Below are 24,266 nucleotides of genomic sequence, written 5' to 3' on the forward strand. Positions count from 1 at the left end.
GTGGCATCAAAGACTTCGAACGGCCAGGGGGCGGCGAATGCCGAAGAGCCCGAAGTGATCCTCTCGGCACGCGACGTCACCGTCGGCTTCGGCGATAATCTGGTGCTTGAGAGGCTGTGCCTCGACGTCTATCGCGGCGAGATCCTTGGCTTCGTCGGTGCCTCCGGCGCGGGAAAATCGGTGCTGCTGCGCACCGTTCTCGGCCTGATGAAGAAGCGGTCGGGCTCGATCCGGCTTTTCGGTGTCGATGTCGACAAGGCCGACGATGCCGAGCGGCTGCGTATCGACATGCGGCTGGGCGTGCTCTTCCAGCAGGGCGCGCTGTTCTCGTCGCTCACCGTGCTGGAGAACGTCCAGGTGCCGATGCGCGAATATCTCGACCTGTCGCAGAAACTGATGGACGAACTCGCCTTGCTGAAGCTCGAACTCGTCGGCCTGCCGCGCGATTCCGGCGCAAAGTTTCCATCACAATTGTCAGGCGGGATGGTCAAGCGAGCGGCGCTGGCCCGCGCGCTGGCGCTCGATCCCGACATCGTGTTCCTGGACGAGCCGACGTCGGGCCTGGACCCGATCGGCGCAGCCGATTTCGACGAGCTGGTGGCGAAACTGCGGGACACGATGGGGCTGACTGTCTATATGGTGACGCACGATCTCGACAGCCTGTTCTCGGTCTGCGACCGAATCGCGGTGCTCGGCAAGAAGAAGGTGCTCGTCGAGGGAACGATCGACGACATGCTGGCCAGCGAGGAGCCCTGGGTGAAATCCTACTTCCGCGGAAAGCGCGCGCGGCAGATCGATCGCGAGGCACGAGGCTAGATGGAAACGAGAGCGAACTACGTCATCGTCGGCATCTTCACGATCCTGGCCGTGCTTGCCGCCTTTGCTTTCGTCTATTGGCAGCAGGGCATCGGTGAACGCGGTGAGACTGCGACCTTGCGCATTCGTATCCCCGGTTCGGCGTCCGGCCTGGGACGCGGCAGTGCCGTGCTCTTCAACGGCGTGAAGGTGGGCGACATCCAGCGGGTCTATCTCGACGTCAACAAGCCGACGGAGGCGGTCGCCGACGCCGAGATCGACCGGCTGACGCCGATCACCAGGTCGACCCGCGCCGACATCGGCATTGCCGGCCTCACCGGCCAGGCAAATGTCGACCTGAAGGGCGCGAGTCCGGATGAGCCGAATCTGCTGGCCGAAGCAGAAGCGCGCGGGGAGATTGCCGAGATCACCGCAAATCCCTCCGCCGTGACGAACCTGCTGGAAACCGCCCAGGATATCTTTACCCGTGCCGACAACGTGCTCTCCGGCCTCGAAGGCTTCGTGCGGGATGCCCGCGGCCCGCTGACGGCGACCATCGACAACGCCCAGAAGTTCTCCGAGGCGCTTGCCCGCAATTCGGACGGGGTCGGCGCTTTCCTCGACAGCGTGTCGAAACTCTCGGGTGAGCTGTCCGGTGTATCGGGCAAGCTCGACGGCACGCTGAAGGCTGCCGAGGATCTGCTGAAATCGGTCGATCGCGACAAGGTGGCGTCGATCGTCGCCAATGTCGACGACTTCACCAAGCGTCTCAAGTCTACCGGCGACGACCTCGACGACCTGATGCGAGGGGTTCAAACGACCGTGAAATCGGTCAACGAATTCACCCAGGGCGCCAACGAGACCATCGCCAAGGTCAACGGCATCCTCGATGAGGTCGACCGTGAGACGGTGAAAACCGCGCTGGCCGACATCGGCAATGCCAGCCAGAACGCCCGCAAGGTGGTCGAGGACGTGGCCAAGGTCACCAGCAAATTCGGCGACCGGGCGGACGACATCGATCGAATCATCACCGATGCGGGCGAACTGGCGCAACGCCTCAACCAGGCTTCCGTGCGTGTCGACGGCGTGCTGGCTAAGGTCGATTCGCTGCTCGGCTCGGGCGAGGCGCAAGGCGTCATGGCCGATGCGAGCGCCACGCTGAAGGAATTCCGCAAGGTTGCCGAGACGCTCAACGCCCGACTCGGCACGATAACGGAAGGCTTGGCGCGGTTCTCGGGCCAGGGATTGCGCGACGTCGAGGCGCTTGTTGTCGACAGCCGCCGCGCCGTCGGCCGCATCGAACAGGCGATCAGCGACCTGGAGCGCAACCCGCAGCGTATCCTGACTGGCGGCGATGGGACGGTACGCCAGTATGACGGGCGAGCCCGGCGTTGACATTGGCGTGCTCACGCCCCAAACACGCATTATCGAACGAATTCAACAGGGACCTGCCGCGAAGGGGGTGGCGGGGCGGCGGGTGAAGCAGCCAACAGCTCTCGTTTCGAGTGTCTTCGTCCTGGCGATGCTGCTGCCGGGCTGCGCGCTGCTGCCCGGAGGCGGGCCGGCACCGCTCGACACCTATGAGTTGACTTCTCCGTCTGCCGAAGCCCACCATGCCAAGCGCCGCACGCAGGTGCTCATCGCCGAGCCATCGGCGCTCAAGGCGCTCGACGGACAGAACATCGTCATCAGATCCGGGCCTGGTGTCATCCAGTATCTCAAGGGTGCGCAGTGGGCGGACCGCCTGCCGAAGATCGTGCAGGCGCGGCTCGCCGAATCGGTTCAGCGGTCAGGCGCGTTCGCCGGCGTCGGCCGGCCGGGCGAGGGGCTGGCGATCGACTTCCAGGTGCTGGTCGAGATTCGCGAGTTCGAGATACGTCTCGGCGGCGGCGACACTGCCACCGTCGAGCTCTTCGTGAAGATCCTCAACGACCGCAACGGCGTGGTCCGGGCGGCCAGGACCTTCAAGGCAAGTTCGCCCGTCTCCGGCACAGGCAACGATGCCTATATCGCTGCGCTCGACCGCGCCTTTGGCAAGGCGGCGTCCGAGATCGTCAGCTGGTCGGTTACGGTGATGTAGGACCGGGCGACTGTCCACAGCTTGTACTGCCGGTGTGTCGCTTCAATCCGGTGCGCGACGTCAAGATATCAGAGGGGTCCCTTGCGTTTCCAAGGTACGCGCGGCGCCCTGGGCACGAGCCGGCTGGAACACCCTGATGGCGAACAATCCCGCATAAGAAAGTCCTGCCACCTTCAGGTGCTTTGCGAGCCGACCTGTCTGGTCGCAGGGCGCTTGAGTTCTGGTGTGGGCTGCGGCCGGCACCGCAATCCTCAGGCCGCGACCATCGTCAATTCTCATTGCTGAAAAGCGAACGGCGGACAGGGAGCCTGTCCGCCGTTCGCTTCGCGATCCGTTCGCTGCCGGCTACCGAAGCCGCCCGCTCGCATGCGCGAGCATGGTATAGACCTTGCCCGTGTCGGAGGTGAGATAGGTCTGCGTCATGATGTTGTCGCGATCGTTGCGGGCGACGTCACGCAGGAGCTTCTCGAAATCGTCGCAATAGCGGTCCACGGCGGCGCGGAACTCCGCCTCCGACTGGTACTTGCGGCGGATGTCGTCGAAGGTCTGCTGGCCCTTCAGCGTGTAGAGGCGACGGGTGAAGACGTCGCGCTCGCCGCGGCGGTAGCGATCCCACAGTTCAATCGAGGCTTCGTGATCGATCGCGCGGGCGATGTCGACAGACAGAGAGTTCAGCGATTCCACCACATGGAGCGGCGAGCGCTGCGCCGGCGCGGCGCGGGGCGTCGTCTCGGCCACGGTCGTCGCCGCGGCAGCCCCGCTTTCGTCGCGGGAAGCGCCGCGCAGCAGGTCGCTCACCCAGCCGCTCTGCTGCGCGCCCTCACGCGGTCGGGCTGCGGAACGGTCCGGGTCGAGCGTGCGCCGCTCGGGTGCCGCCGCCGGAGCCGGCTGGGCACGCCGCGGCGGCTCGGGCGCGCGAGCCGCCGGAGCCGTGGGAGCAGGCGCAGCGCGGCTGAGGCTGCGATCGCCGACATCGGTCGTGCGGCCGGAGCGCGCGACGATATCGGACAGTTCCTTGAGAGCATTGATCTGCTCGGTCACGGCGCGGCGGATCGCGGTGGTCGACTCCTTGGCCTCGACCGGCATGTCGATGACGCCGCGCTTGAGTTCCGCGCGGGTCTGTTCGAGCTCGGTGCGGATCGTGCCGGCGGTCCTACGCATGTCCTCGGTCGCATCGGCGAAGCGCTGCGTGGCGGCTTCGACGACTTCGGCGATGGTAGCCCGGATCTTGTCGGCCGACGCCACGGTCCGCCCCTCGGCCTTGTCCAGCGCCTGGCCGACGAGGCCTTCGAACGACTTCATCACCTTCTCCAGGTCCTCCGACTTCTTGACCAGCCCCACGGCCAGATCCTCCAGCGTCGTCTGACGCTCGAGGGTGTGCTCAAGATTGGACTGCGCCGAGGTCAGAAGATCAGAGGCGCTCGCAAGGAGGCGGCTGTGCTCGTCGAAGCGCGTTGCGATGGAAGCCACTTCCTTGAGCGTGTTCGACGACAGCTCCGTGAGGCGCTGCGTGTTGGAATCGACCAGCCGTGCCGAGCTCGCGAAGGTTTGCGCCGCCCGCTCCGTGGTTGTTGCGAAGCTGCGCGTGCTGGTGGTGAGACGCTCGTCGATACCGGTGAGGTTCTCGGAGGCCAGCTCGATCAGCTCGCTCAGCTGGCGGCTGGACGCGCTGAGGCGGTCGATGAGGTCGGATACGCCCTTGGCCAGGCCCGAGCGGGCGCCATCGACGGCCGACAGCGTCTCGGCCGTGCGGTTGGCGAGCGCGTTGACCAGCGTGGCATTCTCCGCCCTCAGTCGCTCGGTCGCCTTGTCGGTGACCTCCTCCATGCTGCGCTGGAGTTCGCCGCCGCTCTGGGCGAAGCGGTCGACCAGCGGGCGGGCCGTCTCGTCGAGGATCTTGGTGATCTCGGCCGAGCGTGCCGCCAGCATGGCATTGAGCTCGCGGGTGTTGGCGCCGATGGTGCGCGCGGCCTCGTTGGTGCTCTGGCCGATATGCTGGCCGACCTTGGTGAAGGTTTCGGCGATCACGTCGGCGCGCGCCATGAGCTGGGTCTCGGCGGCCGAAACCTGCTCGCCGAGCTTCTGCCCGACCAGCGTGGCACCCTGGGTGAGCCGCTCTTCCGCTGCCGCCATGCGCTGGCCGACGCGGGCGGCCGTGGCATCGGCGCTCGCGGCGAGCCGTTCGCCGGCTCCGGCGAGAGCGTCCTCGATCGACTGGGCACGCGCATCGAGATCCGCCGCGGCCTGCCTTGCGTGAGTGGCGATACGCTGCTCGTTGTCGGCGAAGACATTGGCGACGTCAGCGGCGTGGGCGCCGATCGTGGCGGCACTTTCGCTGACGCGCGCCGCGAGCTCGCGGTCGGCCGTCTCGAAGACCCGGCCGATCTCGATCGCACGGCCGGCAAGCGAAGCCGCCGTCTCGTTGACGCGTGCCGCGATGCGCTCGTCGGCCTGCTCGAAGACCTGTCCGATCTCGGCTGCACGACCGGAGAGTGCTGCGGCCGTCTGCTCGACACGCGAGGCGATCTGACGATCGGCCCTGTCGAACACCTGGCCGACATCGTCGGCGCGAGCGACCAGACTCTCGGCGGAGGCCGCGACCCGTGCCGCCAGCCTCTCGTCGGCCTGCTCGAAGACCTTGCCGAATTCCGCGGCACGGCCGGAGAGCGCCTCGGCCGTCTGCTCGACGCGCGCTGCGATCTTGTCGTCGGCGGCGGCGAAGACACGACCGATCTCGACGGCGCGTCCGCCGAGCGATGCCGCCGTCTCGTTGATGCGGGCGGCGATGCGCTCGTCCGCGCTCTCGAAGACACGGCTGATCTCGGCGGCGCGACCGGAGAGGGCTTCCGCAGTCTGCTCGACGCGGGCGGCGATCTGCTGGTCTGCATTGTCGAAGAGGCGGCCGATTTCGCCGGCACGACCGGCGAGCGCGTCGGCGGTGGCCGCGGCACGCTCTCCAAGCCTCTGGTCGGCTTCCTCGAAGCGCCGGACGACGTCGCCGGCCTGGCTGCCGAGGGTCGAGGCGCTTTCGGCGACGCGGGCCGCGAGCCGCTCGTCGGCCGCGTCGAAGATGCGGCCGAGCTCGGCCGCGCGGGCGGCCAGGGCCTCGGCGGACTCGCCGATGCGCAGGCCGAGCTTCTGGTCGGCCTCGTCGAAGTTGCGCAGTATGTCGCCTGCGCGGGCCGCGAGAGCCGAAGCGGATTCGGCGGTGCGGGCCACGAGCTTCTGGTCGGCATCGTCGAAGACGCGGGCCATGTCCTCGGCACGCATCGACAGCAGACCCGCGGTCTCCTCGACCCGGGCGATCAGGTTGTCCGACGTCTCGGTGGCGCGGGCCGCAAGGCGCCGATCCGCGTCCTCGAAGGCCCGGGCGATGTCGCCGGCCCTTTCGAGCAGTTCCTCGGAAGTCTGGGCGGCACGCTCGGCGATCCGGCGATCGGCGTCGGTGAAGGCCTTGCCCGCTTCTTCGTTGAGAGCCGCAGTCACTTCCAGGACCTTCTCGCGCAGTGCTCCGGCAACCACCACCGCGCTGCGTTCCAGGACGCCGCGAACATTGTCTATGCCCGTGGCAAGCGCACGTTCCATCGTGCCGGTACGCTCCTCGATGACGCCCGTCTGGCGACGGAACGCCTCCTCGATCTTCTCGACATCGCTGGCGATCGCGTCGGTGATCAGACTGCGCCTGTCGGCGATGGTCTCGATATGCTGCGACAGGGTGGCGTCCATGTCGCGGCGGGTCTCGGCCAGCCGGCCGAGATCTTCGTCCAGCGCCCTGGCGAGAAGGCTGCGGCCCTCGGCCAGCTTCCCGACATGGCCGGCGATGACCTCGTCGATCTCGGAGCGGGCCCCGGCGATCTTCTGCAGGTCCGCTTCCAGTGCGCCGCGCAGGATGTCGCGGCCTTCGGCCAGCTTCTCCACCTGGCCTGTGACAAGTCCGTCGATGCCAGCGCGGCTCTCGGCGATCTTGCCGAGATCGTCCTCCAGGGCCCTGGTGAGAATGTCGCGGCCTTCCGCCAGCCTCTCGACCTGGGCGGCGACAAGGCCGTCGATCTCGGAGCGGCTGTCGGAGAGCTTGCGCAGGTCCGCCTCGAGCGCCCTTGTGAGGAGATCGCGGCCTTCGGCGAGTTTTGCGACCTGGCCGGCGACGATGTCGTCGATGTTCGCGCGACTCTCGGCGATCTTCTGCAGATCGTCCTCCAGCGCGCGGCTGAGAACGTCGCGTCCTTCGGCGATCTTGCCGACCTGGGAGGCGACAAGACCGTCGATCTCGGCGCGGACGCCTGCGAGCTTGTTGAGGTCCGCCTCGAGCGCGCGACGCAGGATGTCACGGCCTTCCGCGAGCTTCTCGACCTGGCCCGAGACGATGCCGTCGATGCCGGCCCGCGTCTCGGCGATCTTCTGGAGATCTTCTTCCAGCGCTCGCTTGAGCAAATCGCGGCCTTCGTTCAGCCGCTCGAGCTGCCCGGTGACGATGTCGTCGATGCTGGTGCGGCTCTCGGCGATCTGTCGCAGGTCGTCCTGCAGCGCACGGGTGAGCACGTCGCGCCCCTCAGCGATCTTGCCGACCTGGGCGGTGACGAGGTCGTCGAGGTCGGTGCGGGTGTCGGCGATCTTCTGCAGATCGTCTGCCAGCGCACGGCTCAGTACGTTCCGTCCCTCGGCGATCCTGCCGACCTGGGCGGCGACGAGGCCGTCGATCTCGGTGCGGACGTCGGCGAGCTTGTTGAGGTCGACCTCAAGCGCGCGGCGCAGGATGTCGCGGCCCTCGGCAAGCTTCTCGACCTGGCCGGCGACGATGCCGTCGATGCCGGCGCGGCTCTCGGCGATCTTCTGGAGGTCCTCCTCGAGCGCCTGCTTGAGGATATCGCGACCCTGGTTCAGCCTTTCGAGTTCGCCCGTCACGATGTCGTCGATGCTGGTGCGGCTCTCGGCGATCTGCCGCAGGTCATCCTGCAGCGCGCGGGTGAGCACCTCGCGGCCTTCGGCAAGCTTGCCGACCTGCGCGGCGACGATGCCGTCGATCTCGGCGCGCGTGTCGGCGAGCTTGGCGAGATCGGCCTCGAGTGCGCGGCGCAGGATGTCCCGGCCCTCGGCCAGCTTCTCGACCTGGCCGGTGACGACGTCGTCGATGCCGGCGCGGCTCTCGGCGATCTTGCGGAGATCTTCCTCCAGCGCCTGCCTCAGCACGTCACGGCCCTCGGCGATCTTGCCGACCTGGGCGGCGACCAGACCATCGATCTCGGTGCGGGTGTCGGCGAGCTTCGCCAGGTCGGCCTCGAGGGCGCGTGTGAGGATGTCGCGCCCCTGCGCCAGCTTCTCGACCTGCCCGGCGACGATTCCGTCGATGCTGGCGCGGCTTTCGGCGATCTTGCCGAGATCGTCCTCCAATGCGCGCTTGAGAAGGTCGCGGCCCTCGGCGATCTTGGCGACCTGGGCGGTGACGAGGCCGTCGATCTCGCCGCGGGCGTCGGCGAGCTTGACGAGGTCGGCTTCAAGCGCGCGGGTGAGGATGTCGCGCCCCTGCGCCAGCTTCTCGACCTGGCCGGTGACCAGCCCGTCGATGCCGGCGCGGCTTTCGGCGATCTTGTGGAGATCCTCCTCCAGCGCCTGCTTCAGCATGTTGCGGCCCTCGGCCAGCTTGCCGACCTGGGCCGTGACGATGCCGTCGATCTCGGCGCGGGTGTCTGCGAGCTTGTTCAGGTCCGCTTCGAGGGCGCGTTTCAGGATGTCGCGACCCTCGGCGAGCTTCTCGACCTGGCCGGCGACGATACCGTCGATGCCGGAGCGGCTCTCGGCGAGCTTCTCGAGATCGGCTTCGAGGGCGCTGGCCAGTATGTTGCGCCCCTCGGTCAGCTTGCCGACATGACCGGCGACCATTTCGTCAAGGTGGGCACGCGATTGCGACAGTTTGTTCAAGTCGTCCTGCAGCACCCGGGCGAGGTTGCCGCGGCCCTGTTCCAGGCGTTCGAGCTGCTCGCCGAGGGATGCGTCGATGGCAGAGCGCTGCTCGTTGATCTTGCGCAAGTCGTCTTCCAGCGCCCGGGTAAGGAGGTTGCGCCCCTCCGACAGCTTCTGGATCTGGAAGCCCACAGCGGCGTCGATCGTGGCGCGGCCATCGGCGAATTTCTGAAGGTCGGCCTGCAGGGCGGCGGCCATGCGCTCGCGGCTCTCGCCGATCCGGCGCGTCTGCTCCTCGATCGCCTCGCCGAGACCGGCGCGAGCCTCGGCCAGCTTCTGGATGTCGGCGTCGAAAGCCTTCGATACTCCCTGACGGGCCGCTTCGAGGCGGCCGGTGAAGTCGGTGGCCCGCGCCTCCAACATGGTCGACGTCGACATGACGATATCGGCCATCTCGGCGCCGATGCGGGCCTTGCCTTCGTCGATCATCGAGAACAGCGTCTGCTTGCTGTTGGAGTAGACGTCGGAAATCTCGCGAGCGCGCTCCACGAGCGTCTCGTTGATCTGCCGCGCGCGCGCTTCGAGCGCTGCGTTCAGCTTCTGCGTTCCGGTATCGAGCGCCTCGGCGCGGGTCTGGAACTCGGTGATCAGCGCCTGACCGCGTTCGGCCAGCGTGCGCTCGATGCCCTGCAGCCGCGCCTCGAACTCGGAATTCAGCGACTTGGTCGCCCCGCCGAGCAGGGACACCATGCCGCTGGTGCGTTCGTCGAGCATGTCGGAAAGCGAGCGCGTGGCGTCGTCGGTGGTCTGGGTCAGGCGTGCGATCCGCGTATCGAGCAGGCTGGCGAATGCCTCGCCTGATGTGCTGATGCGGTTCGCGATCGTGTCCATGCGCGTGTCGATCGATTCATAGAGCGACGCGCCGCTTTCGTTGATCCGGTCGATCAGCGTGTCGCCGGAATTGGTGATCGTCATCGACAGTTTGGTCGAAGCGGAAAGGATGCTGTCGCGAATGGTTTCGCTCGCGGAGCTGATCTCCTCGCGCAGCGTCTCGTGCGCGCCGCTGATCGACGAACGGACGCGCTCGGCGTGGCTTACGACGGCGTCGCGCTCGGAGCCGAGCCCGTCGACGAGCGAGCGGATGCGAACCTCGTTCTGGGAATAGGCGCGTTCGAGCTCGTTGACCTCGGTGTGGACGAGCGTCTCCAGCTCGACGGCGCGCGCAATGGTGCGCTCAATGCCTTCGCCCATGGCGGCGACCTCACGGCGCACGGCCTGGCCGACCGTCATGATGCGGTCCTGCGCCATGCTTTCCGGTTCGGCGAGGCGGAAGGCCACTTCCGTCATCGACTGCGCGGCAAGGCGCATTTCCTGGGCGCGGCGGATCATCAGGGCGAAGGCCCAGAACACGATCAGCGGCACCAGCATGGCCACGAGCAGCACGATGAGATAGGGGCGGTCCGCGACCTGCTCGATCGAACGGATCTGCCAGATCTCGGGGCCGAGCAGCTTGTGGCCGATCGCGGCGCCGAGGCCGAGCCAGCCGGCGGTGAGCAGGGCGACGATCCAGTAGACAGCGCGCGAGGCACGACGGTTCATGCCGTGCAGCAGCGTGCGATAGTCCTTCTGGCGGTCGTCATTGGCCGGGGCCAGGCCCGCCGGCTGTGCGATCGCCGACTGTGTCGGGGCCGCCTGGGCGGATGTCGGCTGGCTCTGCGGAAGCGGCGCGGCCTTCGGCATCGTGGATTGCTCAGCCGGCTTCGCCCCGGCCTTCGCCGTGGGAGCCTTCGCCGCGCTCTGCTGCGCGGCGGGAGCGGAGGTCTGCCCGGAAGCTGCGGAGACGGTCTGCTTGCCGTTGCGGCTCTCGCGGGCGAGTTCGTCGGCGGCGGCTGAAATTTGCGCCTCGAGGTCTTCCATGGAGGCGGCTATGTCGAGGTCGCCGCTGTCCTCGGATAGATCGAGATCCAGAGCCTTCTCGAGTTCCCTGGCGACCTCCTGATCGAGGTTCTTCGTGGTCGTCGGTTTCTGCGCCATGCCGCCGTTACCCTGTACTCGCTGTGCGCAGCCGCCGTTTTCCGGCTGTTTTCGGTCCGCACATGTGGCTCACTATGGTCCTGCCGTATCGTAGTGGCACAGGCCGGTAAAGGGAACACGCAAACCACCACATGCTTAAAAGTTTAAACATAAGGTTAACGGCCCCGTAGGAACCGGCGCTTTTTCGCCGCTTTCTGGCGCTTTCAATAACCGACAAACATTAACCCGTTGTCCACAAGAACGCCCTAGTTTGAGCAATGATATCAACCATTGATTGGGGGGTGCCCCGATGACTCTCGGTGGAGACGGAACGGCGGCGTTCGGCCGGCCGGGCGGCGAGTCGTCCCGCAAGGCCTGTACGCGTCCGATCGATTTGGCACACCTTTCACGGCAGACGCTGGGGGATCGCGAGATCGAGCGCGAGGTCCTCGATCTCTTCGTCCAGCAGGCGGTCTCCGTTTGCGATCAACTGGGAGCGGCGAGCCCCGTGGAGCGGCTCCGCCTGGCGCATGCCTTGAAGGGCGCGGCGCGAGGCGTCGGCGCCTTCGCAATCGCCGACTGTGTGGGCAGGATCGAGACGCAGCCCGACGATAGCGGTGCGGTCAGACATCTCTCCGCCTTGATCGAGGAAGCGCGCGACTTCATCGCCTCCATCAGCCGCTGACGGACCTTCCCTGGGGATCGACGATCCACGACTGGATAGCGGCGAGCATTCGTTGTACGTCCAAGCGAGGCGCATGGCGCTTCGATGCCGCTTTTTGGCCGCAGTTGACATGCGTGCGGGAGTCATTATCTCGGCATGGTTTCTTCCATGCGGGACCGGCTGATGACCAAGCTTACCTATATCGCCTTTGACGGCACGCAGTTCGAGGTCGAGGCGGAGAACGGGTCGACGGTCATGGAAAACGCCATCCGCAACGCCGTCCCGGGGATCGAGGCCGAATGCGGCGGCGCCTGTGCCTGCGCGACCTGCCACGTCTATGTCGACGAAGCCTGGTCCGAGGTCGTCGGCGAACCCGAGGCGATGGAAGAGGACATGCTCGATTTCGCCTACGACGTTCGGCCGAATTCGCGGCTGTCGTGTCAGATCAAGGTGCGCGACGAGCTCGACGGTCTTGTCGTGCGCATTCCCGAACGGCAAGGTTAGCACCTCGCGCCGGGTGACCCGGCCTGCACGCTCCGGGCCGGCTTCCGGAGCCTCCTGGAGGACGCATGAGCTCGCCCAAGAAGACCGACATCCTGATCATCGGTGCGGGACCGGTGGCCCTGTTCGCCGTGTTCGAACTCGGCCTGTTCGACATGAAATGTCATCTCATCGACATTCTCGACCGGCCCGGCGGACAGTGCGCGGAGCTCTATCCGGAAAAGCCCATCTACGACATCCCGGGCTATCCCTCGATCTCGGCCCAGGGGCTGGTCGACAAGCTCATGGAACAGATCGCTCCGTTCCACCCGGAGTTCACCTTCAACCGCATGGTCTCCGGGCTGGCGCAACTCGACGACGGCAGCTTTCGCGTCACCACCGACGAGGACGAGGTGTTCGAGGCGAAGGTGGTGGTGATCGCCGCCGGCGGCGGCTCGTTCCAGCCGAAGCGGCCGCCCATACCCGGCATCGAGGCCTATGAGGGCAGGAGCGTCTTCTATTCGGTGCGCCGCATGGAGGAGTTCCGCGGACACGACCTTGTCATCGTCGGCGGCGGCGATTCCGCTTTGGACTGGACGCTCAACCTGCAGCCGGTCGCAAGGAGCGTGACGCTCGTCCACAGGCGGCCGGAATTCCGCGCTGCGCCCGACAGCGTCAACAAGATGTACGCGCTGCAGGAGATGAAGCAGCTCGATTTCCAGGTGGGGCAGGTGACGGCCCTTGCCGGCAATGACGGGCTGCTGCGCTCCGCGACGGTCAAGGGACCGGGCGGCGATGTCGAAGTCCCGTGCACGCGGCTGCTTCCGTTCTTCGGCCTCACCATGAAACTGGGGCCGATCGCGGATTGGGGCTTGAACCTGCACGAGAACCAGATCCCGGTCGATACCGAGAAGTTCCAGACCTCGGTGCCCGGCATCTTCGCCATCGGCGACATCAACTGGTATCCGGGCAAGCTGAAGCTGATCCTGTCGGGCTTCCACGAAGCGGCGCTGATGGCGCAGGCGGCGAAGCGGATCGTCAGCCCCGGCGAGCGGATCGTCTTCCAATACACGACGTCGTCGACCAGCCTGCAGAAGAAGCTGGGAGTGGCCTGAACCCAACGTCACAGGACCCCGCCTGCGGGGGCAAGCTCCTTCGCGGCGCTATTGCCGTTTCTGGCTCGCGCGGATCTGCTCCATCCGGTACTTCAGCAGAGACAGGATCCGGTTCTCGAAATTCATGCCTTCGATCCTGTCGAAGCGGTCCTGGGCGGCGTCGTGTTTGGCCAGCACCCTGCTCGTCACGGCCTGCGCCTTCGCTTGGGCGGTTGCGCAGTCCTTCTGCCGCCCGATCTGCTTCAATTGCTCCTCCATGTCGCGCGCATGGTTCTTGGCGATGACGACATGGCTTTCCTCGTGCCGCTTGATGTCGGACGACAACGTGTCCCAGATGAGGCGTACATCGCGCTCCGCCTTGCCGCGCTGCTTCCAGCGCGGCAAGATCATCTTGGCGCGGACGGTCACCTTGGCGTCGTTCACCGAACAGCGGCCCTTCTGGTCGGTGGCATAGGTGATGCGCGAGGTGAACTCCATCTGGGTGGCGCCCGGATGGCGACGGCCGGTGCTCTTGACCTGTGGACCGCGTACGCTCAGCTCGTTCTCGATCTCTTCCAGCGTGCTGCCGCCGATCGTGAAGTAGCTGTAGCTCTTTGCGATGGAAGCGCCCTGCGCCGGAAAAAGGGCCAGGCCCAGGAAGCCGGCGGCGAGAAAAGCTGTTTTCATGGACACCTCGAACTCCACCTTGCTCGACCCGGCCATGACGCGCAACGGCAAATGCGCCAATATGGGACGGATGCGCAATATTGCGCCCGAATATGAAAAGGCCGTTGCATTTCGGATACGCCGACCGCACAAGGCGCCGAAACCGGATCGGCCCATGAAGACGATACGTTGGCATCTGGCGCATGGACGCCACATCGACATCGGCGCAAAGGCGCTGGTCATGGGGATATTGAACGTGACGCCGGACAGCTTCTCCGACGGGGGGCGTTTCGTTGCGGCCGAGGCAGCGCTGGCGCAGGCTGAACGCATGGCGGCGGAGGGCGCGGCGATCGTCGATGTCGGCGGAGAATCGACGCGGCCAGGCGCCGCGGCCGTTTCGGCGGCCGAAGAACAGGCGCGTATCCTTCCCGTGATCGAAGCTCTCGCCGGGAGTGGCATGCTGGTTTCCGTCGATACATATCGCGAAGAGACCGCTCGTCGCGCCGTCGCGGCCGGTGCGCATATCGTGAACGACGTCTGGGGCCTGCAGCGTGAGCCCGGCATCGCCAGGGTCGCTGTCGAGACCGGCGCCGGCCTGGTGATCATGCACACGTCGCGCAACCGCGAGAGATGCCCCGATGTCATCGCCGACCAGTTCCACTTCCTGCGAAGGTCGCTCGAGATCGCCGACGCGGCCGGCGTCGCCCACGACAGGATCGTGCTCGACCCGGGCTTCGGCTTCGGCAAGGAGACAACCGAGGAGAACGTCGCGCTGATGGCCCGCTTCGAGGAACTCCACGCGCTCGGCTTTCCTCTCCTGGCGGGAACGTCACGCAAGCGCTTCGTCGGTGCCATTACGGGCCGCGAGGCGGAGCGCCGCGACGTCGGTACGGCGGGGACCAGCGCCATATTGCGGCTTAAGGGCGCTGCGCTTTTCCGCGTCCACGATGTCGCAACCAATGTGGACGCTCTCGCCGTCGCGGATGCTATTCTTGCCGCCCAGGACACCTCGAACCCGACGGAATGCTGAAGCCATGTATGTGATCCGCATGAAGAACTGCGCGTTCTTTGCCCGCCATGGCCTGCATGACGAGGAAGAAAAGCTGGGGCAGCGTTTTTATGTCGACGCTGTGCTGGCGGTGGATCCCGGACGCGCGCTGGAGGAGGATCTGATCGCCGGCACCGTGGATTATGGCGTGGCCTTCGGTGTGATCGAGAAGATCGTCACCGGCGAACGCCGCTTCCTGATCGAGGCACTGGCGCTTGATGTCGCCAAGGCCCTGGTCGATCGTTTCCCACAGATCAAGCGCGCGGAGATCACCGTGCGCAAGCCGAACGCGCCGGTCCCGGGCGTGCTCGACCATGTCGAGGTGACCGTTGCCTGGCCCGAGTGAGCAGCGCGCCTTTCTCAGTCTCGGCGGCAATCTGGGCGATCCCGCGAAGTCGATGGGCGCTGCCTTGCGCATGCTGGACGAGGATCCGCTGACCCGCGTGGTCACCGTCTCCTCCCTTTACCGCACGCCACCCTGGGGCAAGCTCGACCAGCCCGACTTCCTCAACAGCGCCGCAGAGATCGCGACGCGCCGGACGCCGCACGACCTGCTCGATCTCTGCCTGGCCGCAGAGCGGGCGTTGAAGCGGGTCCGCAAGGAGCGATGGGGGCCGCGCATCGTCGATATCGATCTCCTGGTCTTCGGTGACGTCGAACTGCATGAGCCCGGGCTGGAGCTCCCCCATCCGCGCATGGGTGAGCGCGCCTTCGTGCTGGTGCCGCTGGCCGAGATCGCACCAGGTCTGATGATTGCCGGAAGCCCGGCCGCCGAACGGGCCGCGACCATCGACCGGACCGACATCGAAAGGCTGCTAGCCGGAAACGACTGGTGGAAGGCATGAAGCATGTCTCCCCGAAGTGTGTAGCGGTTTCGGGGAAAAGACATATGCGCCAAATCAATAACCTGCAGCGTTGTCGCGTGAAGCCTTCTTCACTCGACACGCTGCAGGTCTCGGGCGCGCGCCTGATGCCAACGGAATTGCCGTTGGCATCACATGGATGAGGCGCCGGCCTTCGCCGCCTCGTCCAGCACGGCGGCGGTCTCCTCGTTCATCGCACGGCCGGTCTGGCGCGGCGGGGTCAGCGGGGTGGGCACAGGCACCGGCATATTGCCCTTCATGAAGCCGCGGCCCGCCTGCAGCCCACCGGTGAGTTGCGCCTCGAAACGCCCCTCGTCGCGGCGGCGCACGTCGGCTATAAGCTCGGCCGCCTCTTCGGTGTCGACCCCCAGCGTTTCGAGCGTCTGCTGGCCGAAGACGAGGGCGGATTCAAAGGTCTCGCGGAGCTGATAGTCCGCTCCGGCGCCGACGAGTTGCAGTGCGATGCCTCGGTCGTAGGCGCGGACGAGGAGCGGCACGAGCGGATATTCAGATTTGATCAGCTCGGTGATGCGGACGGCGATGTCGCCCTTGTCGACGCAGACGAGCACGGCGCGCGCCCGCCCGGCGCCGGCGGCATGCAGGATGTCGAGGCGCGTGCCGTCGCCATAATAGACCTTGAAGCCGAAATTCGCCGCCGCCTGGATCATCTCGACATCGTTGTCGATGATCGAGACATCGACGCCGTTGAGAAGCAGCGGCTGGCTGGCGATCTGGCCGAAACGGCCGAAGCCGATGACGAGCACGGAGCCGTTCAGTTCCTCGACCATGTCGACGCCGTCGAGCGACACTTTTTCGGCCGGTGTCAGCAGTCGAAGCATGAGCAGCGCCAGCGGCGTCAGCACCATCGAAATGATGATGATGGCGGTGAGCACGGCATTCGCCTCGCCGTCGATGATGCCGGCGCTCATGGCGGAGGAGTAGAGTACGAACGCGAATTCTCCGCCTTGTGCCATCATCACCGCGCGTTCGAGCGCTTCGCGATGGCCCGAGCGCAGGATGCGCGCCACACAATAGATGCCGAGCGCCTTCACCACCATGTAGGCCACGACATAGACCGCAACGAGCCGCCAGTTGCTGGCCACGACGCTGAGGTCGAGCGACATGCCCACCGCCAGGAAGAACAGGCCGAGCAGGATACCGCGGAACGGCTCGATGTCGGCCTCGAGCTGGTGGCGGAAGGTCGACTCGGAGAGCAGCACGCCAGCGAGGAAGGCGCCCATCGCCATCGACAGGCCGCCGAGCTGGAGGGCGAGCGCGGAGCCCAGCACCACCAGCAGGGCGGCAGCCGTCATCACCTCGCGGGCGCGCGAATCGGCGAGGATCCGGAAAAGGGGATTGAGCAGGTAGCGGCCGGCGACGACGAGGCCGACGATCGAGCCGACTCCGATTGCGATCGAGGTGAAGCGGGCCGCAAGACCGGTTTCTTCCCCGCTGGTGGTTGGAGCAAGGAATGCGACCGCGGCCAGCAGGGGCACGATCGCCAGATCTTCCAGCAACAGGATCGCAACCATGCGCTGGCCGCTCGGCGAAGACATGTCGCCGCGCTCCTCGAGCGACTGCATGACGATCGCCGTGGAGGTCAGCACGAAGCCGGCGCCGGCGACGAAGGACACGGCTGCCGGAAAACCGCCGGCGAGTCCGAGCAGGGTAAGCAGCGCGGCACACAGGCCAACCTGGAACGCACCGAGGCCGAAGATCTCTGCACGCAGGCTCCATAGCCGCGAAGGTCGCATCTCGAGCCCTATGATGAACAGGAACATGACCACGCCGAGCTCCGCGACATGGAGGATTGCCGCCGGGTCCGTGAAGATTCGCAGGCCGAACGGGCCGATCAGCAGCCCGGCGGCGAGGTAGCCGAGGATAGAGCCCAGGCCGAGGCGCCTGAAGATCGGCACGACGACGACCGCGGCGCCGAGCAGCGCGACAACATGAACCAGATCGTTTCCGGTCGCTTCGGCAGCCATGCTCAGGTAATCTCCATCTGTGATACGCCGCGCGGGCGCTTCGTCGTAGACTATGAGCAGCGGAATGAGCAAAGGCAACCTGACTACTCTGCCAGAGTTTCCATGACCGCAACCGGTCAACGGTCGCCGTTCGACGCTTGCACGCCGGTGAGCGACCCGGGTAGAAGCGGCGGCGCTCCGTCGAGCTTTCCGCCCGATCGCGAAATCGATGATCCCGAATTGCCATGACTGACAGGATTACCCGGCGCGCCGTCTTCTTCATCGGCGGATACGACCCGAAGACGGCGGAATCCTTCTTCGGCCGGCTCGGCAAGGAGATCGCGCGCTTCGACAAGGTCTGGGGCGTGTCGACCTCCATCTCCCCCGTAGAACTGTCTCCGGACGGCGAAGTTGGCCGCGCCGCAATCCGGACCAGCGCTGGCAACTGGGCGACCGAGACGGACTTCAGTTTTTTCGTGCTCGACAGGATCGTGCTGGGAGACTTCGCCAAGCCGCTGCCGAAGCGCCTGTGGAAATATCTGGTGATGTTCGGCGACTATGTCGCGAGCGGCACGTTGTTTCGGCTCTTCGCGGCGAGCTGGCGCTTCGGCCTCTACATGCTCTACCCCTTCTTCATGCTTTTCGTCTTCGCGGCCGCCGGTACGTTTGTCGGCCGGTGGCTGATACAGACCGGGATGCCGGGCGCGTTGCCGCTCGGCGCGGCCGCCGGGCTCATCCTCTTCTTCGGCCTGCTCGCCACGCTGGGCAGGCGCTGGTCGATCACGCATCTCATGGATCTGTGGTCCTTCTCGCGCGACTATCTGCGTGGTCGGCGGCCGGACGCCGATGCGCAACTCCGGCGTTGTGGCGACTTGGTCGCGGCGCAGGCCGTGCAATTCGACTATGACGAGATCCTGCTGGTCGGCCACAGCACCGGCGGCGCTCTGATCCTGGACGTCGCTGGCTACGCGCTCGCCGCCGACCGGCTTCTGGCACGTCGCAAGGCTCGTGTGTGCGTGCTGACACTGGGCTCGACCGCCCTCAAGATCGGACTTCATCCGGCGGCTGGGGCCTTCCGACGGAAGGTGCAGACGCTGGTCGACGACGGTCGGATCGACTGGGTCGAGATCCAGTGCCTCACGGACGTCATCAATTTCTACAAGACCGATCCGGTAGCATTGATGGAACTGAGCCCGCGCCGGGCCGGCGAGAACCTGCCGTTCCCGCTCGTGCGGCAGGTTCGCATGCGCGACATGCTGGAGGACGCGACCTACAAGCGCATCAAGCGCAATTTCTTCCGCGTGCACTACCAGTACATTTTCGGCAACACCAAGCGCTATTTCTACGACTTCTTCATGATCTGTTGCGGCCCGCTGCCCCTGCGGGTCCGTGCGGAGAAGAGCTTCGTCGGCGCGGGTCTCTCCGAGGAGAGCACGATATGACGCAGACTTTCGCCCACGCGGTCTGGATCGCCGGCCTGATCGCCTGGTTCGCCATACGCTGGCCGTATCAGCGGCGGTCGCGCAGGATCGCCGTGGTCAGCGACGGCCGCTCCCTGGCAGACCGGATCGTGCTGGCGGCCGCCGGCGTCGGACTTTCGCTCATTCCAGTGATCTATATGGCCACAGGCTTCCCCGCTGCCGCGGACTATACCTTTCGCCCCTGGATGGGCTGGATCGGCACGGCGCTGCTGGTTCTTTGCCTCGTGATGTTCCATGTCAGCCATCGCCAGCTCGGCAAGAATTGGTCGGTGACGCTCGAAATCCGCGAAAGGCACCAGCTTGTCACCGACGGGCTCTACAGATATGTCCGCCACCCCATGTATTCGTCGTTCTGGCTTTGGGCGATCGCGCAGGCTTTCCTTATTCCGAACTTTGCTGCCGGGTTTGCCGGTCTCGTGGGAGTCGGACTGCTCTATTTCCATCGCGTCGGCCGCGAGGAGGAGCTTATGCGACGAACGTTCGGCGCGGATTATGACGAGTACGCGGCACGGACCGGACGCGTGATACCACGGGTCTTCTGATCACGATCGCGTGGGTTGCAGGCGGGCTGCTCGACTTCGCGGCAATGTTTATGCAGTAAGCGCCCCAGATTCTTGGGCGGGGCTTGATCGATCGTGACGCCGATACCCTTTCGGGTTTCCGTGAGGCTGGTATTGGCCGTGCTGGCCGCAACGGCCGTCCCTGCCGGCGCCGATGCCGAAGGCAGGCCGGCACAGGTCAACAGACCGGCCGCTGCGTATGCGGGCGCCGCGACGAAGCAGGCCTATGCGGGCGATATCTATCTGCTGCGCGGCTTCGCCGACATATTCTCGCGTGGCCTCGACGAGCTTGGTGCCAAGCTCGTCGAGCATGGCATCGACGTGAAGGTTATCGGCCATGGCGCCTGGGAATCGGCGGCGTCGACCATCATCGCGAACCAGAAGCGTCATGGCCGCAAGCCTGTCGTCCTTATCGGCCATTCGCTGGGCGCCAACGCGGCCATACTGGTCGCGGAACGGCTGCGCGCGCGGAACATCGAGGTCCAGTACCTGGTCACCTTTGCGGCGACCGCACCAGAGCCGGTGCCCGGCAATGTGGAGAAGGTGGCCAACTATTATTTTGCCACCCATGGCTGGGGCGAGAAGCTCGTCGGAGCCGCCGGTTTCCACGGGGCCCTCGACAACAAGGACTATTCAGAGTCGCCGAACATCGGTCACTTCAACATCGAGAAGCAGGCCAACATCCATCAGGAAGTGATCCGTAACGTGCTTCGTATCATCCGGCCCGGCAAGGGCACGGCAAAGTCCTAACCGTCCGCGGCCAGCCGCCCGGGACGGCTATTTCTGGGCGACGGAGCCAACCGCCGCGCCGTCGACGCGCTTCAGATTCATGCCGATGACGGGCACCATCTGCTTCTCGACACGAACCGAGACGGTCACCGTCATGGCATCGTCGTCGGAGAGCCTGGCGATCATGGCGCCCTTCAGCGCGGCACGGTTGAGGCCGAGCACCACCCGGCGGCCGTCGACATTGCCGGAGACGACGTCCAGCCCCTTGCCGGCGGCGCCGTCCATGAAGGTTCCGCGATAGCCGCTGCCCTTGCGCTCCACCGTCGCCGACATCTTCTGGGTGAACACGCCCACCCGGCAGCTTCCGTCCAGCGTCATGCCGACCGATGCCTCGGGCGTGGAGCCGGTGAACGAACAGGTGAATTTGGTGCCCTTGTATTTGCCCGCGACGATCTCGCCGGGACCGACCCACTCGCCTTCAACCTGCTGGAAGAACTTCTTGTCGCGCTCATTGGCCTCGGCGGCCGCGGTAAGGCCGACAACGGCCGAAGCCGTCGCGAGCGGCAGGAAGGCGGACAGCATAGCGCGTTTCATCAAGGAACACCTGGCTACGTCGGGACGGGGGGAACAATTACCTGACTGAACCATGAACATGATTGGTTAACGCTTCGTCTACCTGTCTCCGGCCGCCGATTCAATCCACAACGTGCATGCGGGGTCGGCCGGGCACCGAGCGGATCAGCTCTGCCCGCCCGTTTCCTCCTTGCGTTTGGAGAACGAGGCCAGGGCGGCCAGGAAGTCGCCGAGGCCGGGCCGAGCGACAGCCAGGAAGGGCAGCGGCCGTGCCGTTTCCATGGCTGCCAGGCCGATGCGTGCCGTCATCATGCCGTTGACCACGCCTTCGCCGAGCTTGGCCGACAGCTTGGCGGCGAGGCCGTGCCCGACGATCTGCTGGACGAAACTGTCGCCGACCGCCATCGAGCCGGTCACCGCCAGATGGGCAAGCACGCTGCGCGTCAGCCGGAAGAAACCCAGCGTCCCGGGACGTCCGCCGTAGAGCTCGGCAAGGCGCCGGATCAGCCGGCCGGCCTCGAACACGACATAGGCCACATCGACAAGGGCCCGGGGGCTGACGGCGGTGACCAGGGAAACACGCTTGGCGGCGTCAAGCACGAGGATCTTGGCCTGTGCGTCGAGCGGCGCCAGGATCTCGGCCTCGGCAATGCGGATGAGGTCGCTGCCGTCGATGATTTCGTTCCCGAGGTCTGCCACCGCGCGCCGCCCCGCTGCGGTCTCGGGTTTCGCCGAGACGAGCGTCGCGAGCTCGGATACGACGTTTTTCGCCAGCTTGGGGTCGTTGCGGGCGGCGGCGTCGGCGGCGCGGCTGCGCAGCTTCTCCACCGAGGCGAGACGCGCGAGTCCCAGTATTTCGCGCATCAGGATGATCAGCAGAGCCGCTGCCGCGACCGCTGCCGTGCCGATCGCCAGCCAGCCCAGCCAGTCCGCGCGCATGAAAAGGTCGCGGATCAGGCGATCAGTCCAAAGTCCGATGGCCAGCGTCACCAGAACGCCGGCCGCGCCCAGGAAAATGGCGCCGATACGCGAGCGCCGTTTCGGCGCCGTGGCCGGCGGCGGCGTGCTCGCCACCAGATCGGGTTCGTCGAAGATGTCGGTTTCGGCCGGCAGCACGACAGCGACATCCTTCACTGCGCGCGGCTTGCGCGGCGCCGCATGGGGCTTGGTCGTCGCGTCGTCCGTCTCGCCAGGCCGGGGTTCCGGATCGAGCCGGAAGGCGGCCGGTCGTCTTGGCTCCTTCATGACAGTCGGTCTCCGATAAGGAACTGCAGCGCGCGGTCGAGCCGGATGTGCGGCAGGGAAAGCGTTACGCCCTCTGCGGTGCGTTCGAGCTTGGGCGGCCGGAATCGGACGAACCGGATCGTCGGATGCCCGGAGTCGTGCGACCCGCCGGAAGCGGGCGACGCAAACACGGAACCCGGCTTGTCCGGAAGGTCGCCGGGGAAGATCGCGGTCTCCGTCGTGCCGTCGAAGGCTTCGCCGTTGATCGTCTCGCCCGCCAGAGGCGTCCCGATGATGACGGGCAGTGTTTCGCGGCCCTGCCTGACGGTGCCTTCGCGCGTGGCGCGCACCGCCGCAATGGCCAGGACATCGACCTCGGCGCCGGTGAGGTCCGCGCGTGCGACAGCGCGGTCGGCCAGACGCCGCACGATCGCCTGGAGGCGATCGTGGCTTTCGTGATGGATGTGGTCGGCTTTGGTCGCGGCGATCAGTATCCTGTCGATGCGCCGCGAGAAGAGGTCGGTGAAGAGGCTGCCGCGCCCGGGCCGGAAGCAGGAGAGGATTTCGGTGACGGCGCGCTCGAGATCGGTTACCGCAGCCGATCCGGCATTCAGGGCCTGCATGGCGTCGATCAGAACGATCTGCCGGTCGAGCCTGGTGATGTGCTCGCGGAAGAACGGCTTCACCACATGCGTCTTGTAGGCCTCGTAGCGGCGTTCCATCATCGCATGCAGCGAGCCGGGCTTGGCCCGCTTTTCGCCGAGATCGGGCAGCGGAGCGAAGGTGAGCGCCGGCGAGCCGTCCAGATCGCCGGGCATCAGGAACCGGCCGGGCGGCAGGGTCGACAAGGCCCGGCTGTCGCCCTTGCAGGCCTTGAGGTAGCTGGCGAAGCTCTCGGCCAGCCGGCGCGCAGTCATTTCGTCGGCGTCGGCGCGAGGGTCGGCCGCGGCCGCGAGCGCACGCCATTCCTCCGAGAGGTCGGCGCGGACTGGGAGGCTGGCGAGATGGAACGCGTCGGCGGAGAACTCGGCATAGTCCTTGCCGAGAAGCGGCAGGTCGAGCAGCCATTCTCCGGGATAGTCGACGATGTCGACCGATAGTCTGCCGCGCGAGAAGAGCCGGCCCCAGCCGGAAGCGGATTCATACTCGATGGTCAGCCGAAGCTCGGAAATGGCGCGCGTCGAATCCGGCCAGACCCGGCTCGAAACCAGCGCGTCGACATGGTCCTCGTACTGGAAGCGCGGCACGGCGTCGTCGGGCTGCTGCTCCAGAAAGGCGCGTGCGATGCGCCCGGATTTTTGCGCCTCGAAGAGCGGCAGGCGCCCGCCATGGATGAGGTTGTGGACGAACGCGGTGATGAACACCGTCTTTCCTGCCCGGGAAAGGCCGGTTACGCCGAGCCGCAGCGACGGCGAGAACAGGCCGGCCGCGCGCCCGGACAACGTATCGAGTGCGATCATCGCCTCGTCGGTGATTGTCGTCAGCGATGTCGCCAAATCGGTCGTCTCTTGCCCCGCAAACGCCCCCGATATAGGCGACCCGGCCCGGCTTTGGAACCGGCGGCCGCGCTCAGAGGTCGGCCGGCGTCAGGAAGGTCTCGAGATAGCCTCTGCCCGGCGCTGCCTGGGCAAAAGCGCCGGGAAAACGGATGACGGCCAGCGCCGATGTCGGAAAGCCGGCAACCATCGCGTGCCTTGCCTCTTCGACGCCGTCGCCGGAAAGGGCGAGGGCCACGTCTTCCGTCATCGGGTTGTGGCCGACGACGAGGATCGAGCCGACTGCAGGCGCGTCACGGATGATGTCGACATAGCCTGCGGCGTCGGTGTTGTAGAGGCCGTCAGTGTAGACGATGCGCCCGGTCCGCAGGCTCTTGATGACCCCTTCCAGCGTCTGGCGAGCCCGGCGCGCGGTGGAGCAGATCACCAGTTCAGGCACATAGCCGCCGTTGCGCATGGCAATCCCGGTGGCCTCCGCGTGACCCTGTCCCGCCGCGTCAAGGGGGCGGTCGAAGTCGCGCATTCCCGGTTCCGCCCAGCCGGCCTTCGCATGTCGCAGCAGGAAAAGCCGGCTCATCCGGATGGATCCTCTCATTTTGCCGTGGACGGTGGACGGAATGTCCAGAAGGCAATGCGAA

Annotated in this window: 19 protein-coding genes; 12 read left to right on the forward strand and 7 right to left on the reverse strand. The window is 66.2% G+C overall.

Annotated features, from left to right (window positions below; all coding sequences use genetic code 11):
- From JN302_RS22080 to JN302_RS22090, 3 genes are all read left to right on the forward strand, one after another.
- Complete coding sequence (locus tag JN302_RS22080; RefSeq protein WP_202329101.1) at window positions 1-816, forward strand: ABC transporter ATP-binding protein; 816 nt, start codon at window positions 1-3, stop codon at window positions 814-816.
- Window positions 817-2,190 carry an MlaD family protein gene (locus JN302_RS22085; protein WP_202305084.1) on the forward strand — a complete coding sequence of 458 codons (1,374 nt, stop codon included), beginning with the start codon at window positions 817-819 and terminating at the stop codon, window positions 2,188-2,190.
- A gap of 127 nt (window positions 2,191-2,317) precedes the next feature.
- The gene (locus JN302_RS22090; RefSeq protein WP_244846691.1) at window positions 2,318-2,875 is read left to right on the forward strand and encodes an ABC-type transport auxiliary lipoprotein family protein; all 558 of its coding nucleotides are present in this window, start codon (window positions 2,318-2,320) and stop codon (window positions 2,873-2,875) included.
- Between the two features lie 345 nt (window positions 2,876-3,220).
- Here JN302_RS22090 and JN302_RS22095 read toward each other — a convergent pair whose 3' ends face one another.
- Window positions 3,221-10,807: a hypothetical protein gene (locus tag JN302_RS22095; RefSeq protein WP_202329107.1), complete on the reverse strand. Its 7,587-nt coding sequence runs from the start codon at window positions 10,805-10,807 to the stop codon at window positions 3,221-3,223.
- 289 nt (window positions 10,808-11,096) lie between these two features.
- Here JN302_RS22095 and JN302_RS22100 point away from each other — a divergent pair, with 289 nt between their 5' ends.
- From JN302_RS22100 to JN302_RS22110, 3 genes are all read left to right on the forward strand, one after another.
- Window positions 11,097-11,471, forward strand: coding sequence for an Hpt domain-containing protein (locus tag JN302_RS22100; protein ID WP_202305088.1), 375 nt, complete (start codon window positions 11,097-11,099; stop codon window positions 11,469-11,471).
- A 162-nt stretch (window positions 11,472-11,633) separates the two neighbouring features.
- Window positions 11,634-11,954, forward strand: a complete 321-nt coding sequence (locus tag JN302_RS22105) for a 2Fe-2S iron-sulfur cluster-binding protein (protein ID WP_202305090.1) — start codon at window positions 11,634-11,636, stop codon at window positions 11,952-11,954.
- Between the two features lie 65 nt (window positions 11,955-12,019).
- Window positions 12,020-13,045, forward strand: coding sequence for an NAD(P)/FAD-dependent oxidoreductase (locus JN302_RS22110; RefSeq protein ID WP_202305091.1), 1,026 nt, complete (start codon window positions 12,020-12,022; stop codon window positions 13,043-13,045).
- Window positions 13,046-13,093: 48 nt separating this feature from the next.
- Here the strand turns inward: JN302_RS22110 and JN302_RS22115 are convergent, their stop codons facing one another.
- Complete coding sequence (locus tag JN302_RS22115) at window positions 13,094-13,711, reverse strand: DUF922 domain-containing Zn-dependent protease (protein WP_202329111.1); 618 nt, start codon at window positions 13,709-13,711, stop codon at window positions 13,094-13,096.
- A 154-nt stretch (window positions 13,712-13,865) separates the two neighbouring features.
- On the opposite strand from JN302_RS22115, the gene folP reads away from it, so the two are divergent.
- From folP to folK, 3 genes are read left to right on the forward strand one after another with little or no spacing between them, the layout of a single operon-like run.
- On the forward strand, window positions 13,866-14,720 hold the full coding sequence (gene folP, locus JN302_RS22120; protein WP_202329113.1) for a dihydropteroate synthase: 855 nt from the start codon (window positions 13,866-13,868) through the stop codon (window positions 14,718-14,720).
- 4 nt (window positions 14,721-14,724) lie between these two features.
- The gene (folB, locus tag JN302_RS22125; RefSeq protein ID WP_202305094.1) at window positions 14,725-15,084 is read left to right on the forward strand and encodes a dihydroneopterin aldolase; all 360 of its coding nucleotides are present in this window, start codon (window positions 14,725-14,727) and stop codon (window positions 15,082-15,084) included.
- Window positions 15,068-15,583, forward strand: a complete 516-nt coding sequence (gene folK / locus JN302_RS22130; RefSeq protein WP_202329115.1) for a 2-amino-4-hydroxy-6-hydroxymethyldihydropteridine diphosphokinase — start codon at window positions 15,068-15,070, stop codon at window positions 15,581-15,583. Before folB ends, folK begins: the two co-directional genes overlap by 17 nt.
- A 149-nt stretch (window positions 15,584-15,732) precedes the next feature.
- Here folK and JN302_RS22135 read toward each other — a convergent pair whose 3' ends face one another.
- A complete protein-coding gene (locus JN302_RS22135; RefSeq protein ID WP_202329123.1) occupies window positions 15,733-17,586 on the reverse strand; it encodes a monovalent cation:proton antiporter-2 (CPA2) family protein in 1,854 nt (617 codons plus the stop codon).
- A 224-nt stretch (window positions 17,587-17,810) separates the two neighbouring features.
- On the opposite strand from JN302_RS22135, the gene JN302_RS22140 reads away from it, so the two are divergent.
- The 3 genes from JN302_RS22140 (at window position 17,811) to JN302_RS22150 (ending at window position 20,356) form a co-directional block, all read left to right on the forward strand.
- Complete coding sequence (locus tag JN302_RS22140) at window positions 17,811-19,007, forward strand: alpha/beta hydrolase (protein WP_202329125.1); 1,197 nt, start codon at window positions 17,811-17,813, stop codon at window positions 19,005-19,007.
- Window positions 19,004-19,588 carry a protein-S-isoprenylcysteine O-methyltransferase gene (locus tag JN302_RS22145; RefSeq protein ID WP_202329127.1) on the forward strand — a complete coding sequence of 195 codons (585 nt, stop codon included), beginning with the start codon at window positions 19,004-19,006 and terminating at the stop codon, window positions 19,586-19,588. Before JN302_RS22140 ends, JN302_RS22145 begins: the two co-directional genes overlap by 4 nt.
- 93 nt (window positions 19,589-19,681) lie before the next feature.
- Window positions 19,682-20,356: a thioesterase domain-containing protein gene (locus JN302_RS22150; RefSeq protein WP_202329129.1), complete on the forward strand. Its 675-nt coding sequence runs from the start codon at window positions 19,682-19,684 to the stop codon at window positions 20,354-20,356.
- Window positions 20,357-20,383: 27 nt separating this feature from the next.
- On the opposite strand, the gene JN302_RS22155 is transcribed toward JN302_RS22150, so the two are convergent.
- The 4 genes from JN302_RS22155 to JN302_RS22170 form a co-directional block, all read right to left on the reverse strand.
- Window positions 20,384-20,929, reverse strand: coding sequence for a hypothetical protein (locus JN302_RS22155; RefSeq protein ID WP_202329131.1), 546 nt, complete (start codon window positions 20,927-20,929; stop codon window positions 20,384-20,386).
- A 144-nt stretch (window positions 20,930-21,073) separates the two neighbouring features.
- Complete coding sequence (locus tag JN302_RS22160; RefSeq protein WP_202329132.1) at window positions 21,074-22,153, reverse strand: YcjF family protein; 1,080 nt, start codon at window positions 22,151-22,153, stop codon at window positions 21,074-21,076.
- Window positions 22,150-23,628, reverse strand: a complete 1,479-nt coding sequence (locus JN302_RS22165; protein ID WP_202329136.1) for a YcjX family protein — start codon at window positions 23,626-23,628, stop codon at window positions 22,150-22,152. The genes JN302_RS22160 and JN302_RS22165 overlap by 4 nt, the downstream gene beginning before the upstream one ends.
- A 73-nt stretch (window positions 23,629-23,701) precedes the next feature.
- Window positions 23,702-24,205: a SixA phosphatase family protein gene (locus JN302_RS22170; protein ID WP_202305119.1), complete on the reverse strand. Its 504-nt coding sequence runs from the start codon at window positions 24,203-24,205 to the stop codon at window positions 23,702-23,704.
- Window positions 24,206-24,266: the final 61 nt, after the last annotated feature.

Source organism: Mesorhizobium sp. L-8-3 (assembly GCF_016756615.1).
Classification (GTDB): domain Bacteria; phylum Pseudomonadota; class Alphaproteobacteria; order Rhizobiales; family Rhizobiaceae.

Bases quoted from the DNA above. Each gene is read 5' to 3' on its own strand.
- JN302_RS22110 (WP_202305091.1), top strand. From the start codon at position 12,020: ATGAGCTCGCCCAAGAAGACCGACATCCTGATCATCGGTGCGGGACCG.
- JN302_RS22085 (WP_202305084.1), top strand. From the start codon at position 817: ATGGAAACGAGAGCGAACTACGTCATCGTCGGCATCTTCACGATCCTG.
- JN302_RS22090 (WP_244846691.1), top strand. From the start codon at position 2,318: ATGCTGCTGCCGGGCTGCGCGCTGCTGCCCGGAGGCGGGCCGGCACCG.
- JN302_RS22170 (WP_202305119.1), bottom strand. From the start codon at position 24,205: ATGAGCCGGCTTTTCCTGCTGCGACATGCGAAGGCCGGCTGGGCGGAA.
- JN302_RS22160 (WP_202329132.1), bottom strand. From the start codon at position 22,153: ATGAAGGAGCCAAGACGACCGGCCGCCTTCCGGCTCGATCCGGAACCC.
- JN302_RS22145 (WP_202329127.1), top strand. From the start codon at position 19,004: ATGACGCAGACTTTCGCCCACGCGGTCTGGATCGCCGGCCTGATCGCC.
- JN302_RS22135 (WP_202329123.1), bottom strand. From the start codon at position 17,586: ATGGCTGCCGAAGCGACCGGAAACGATCTGGTTCATGTTGTCGCGCTG.
- JN302_RS22155 (WP_202329131.1), bottom strand. From the start codon at position 20,929: ATGAAACGCGCTATGCTGTCCGCCTTCCTGCCGCTCGCGACGGCTTCG.
- JN302_RS22100 (WP_202305088.1), top strand. From the start codon at position 11,097: ATGACTCTCGGTGGAGACGGAACGGCGGCGTTCGGCCGGCCGGGCGGC.
- folB (WP_202305094.1), top strand. From the start codon at position 14,725: ATGTATGTGATCCGCATGAAGAACTGCGCGTTCTTTGCCCGCCATGGC.
- JN302_RS22095 (WP_202329107.1), bottom strand. From the start codon at position 10,807: ATGGCGCAGAAACCGACGACCACGAAGAACCTCGATCAGGAGGTCGCC.
- JN302_RS22140 (WP_202329125.1), top strand. From the start codon at position 17,811: ATGACTGACAGGATTACCCGGCGCGCCGTCTTCTTCATCGGCGGATAC.
- JN302_RS22115 (WP_202329111.1), bottom strand. From the start codon at position 13,711: ATGAAAACAGCTTTTCTCGCCGCCGGCTTCCTGGGCCTGGCCCTTTTT.
- folP (WP_202329113.1), top strand. From the start codon at position 13,866: ATGAAGACGATACGTTGGCATCTGGCGCATGGACGCCACATCGACATC.
- JN302_RS22105 (WP_202305090.1), top strand. From the start codon at position 11,634: ATGACCAAGCTTACCTATATCGCCTTTGACGGCACGCAGTTCGAGGTC.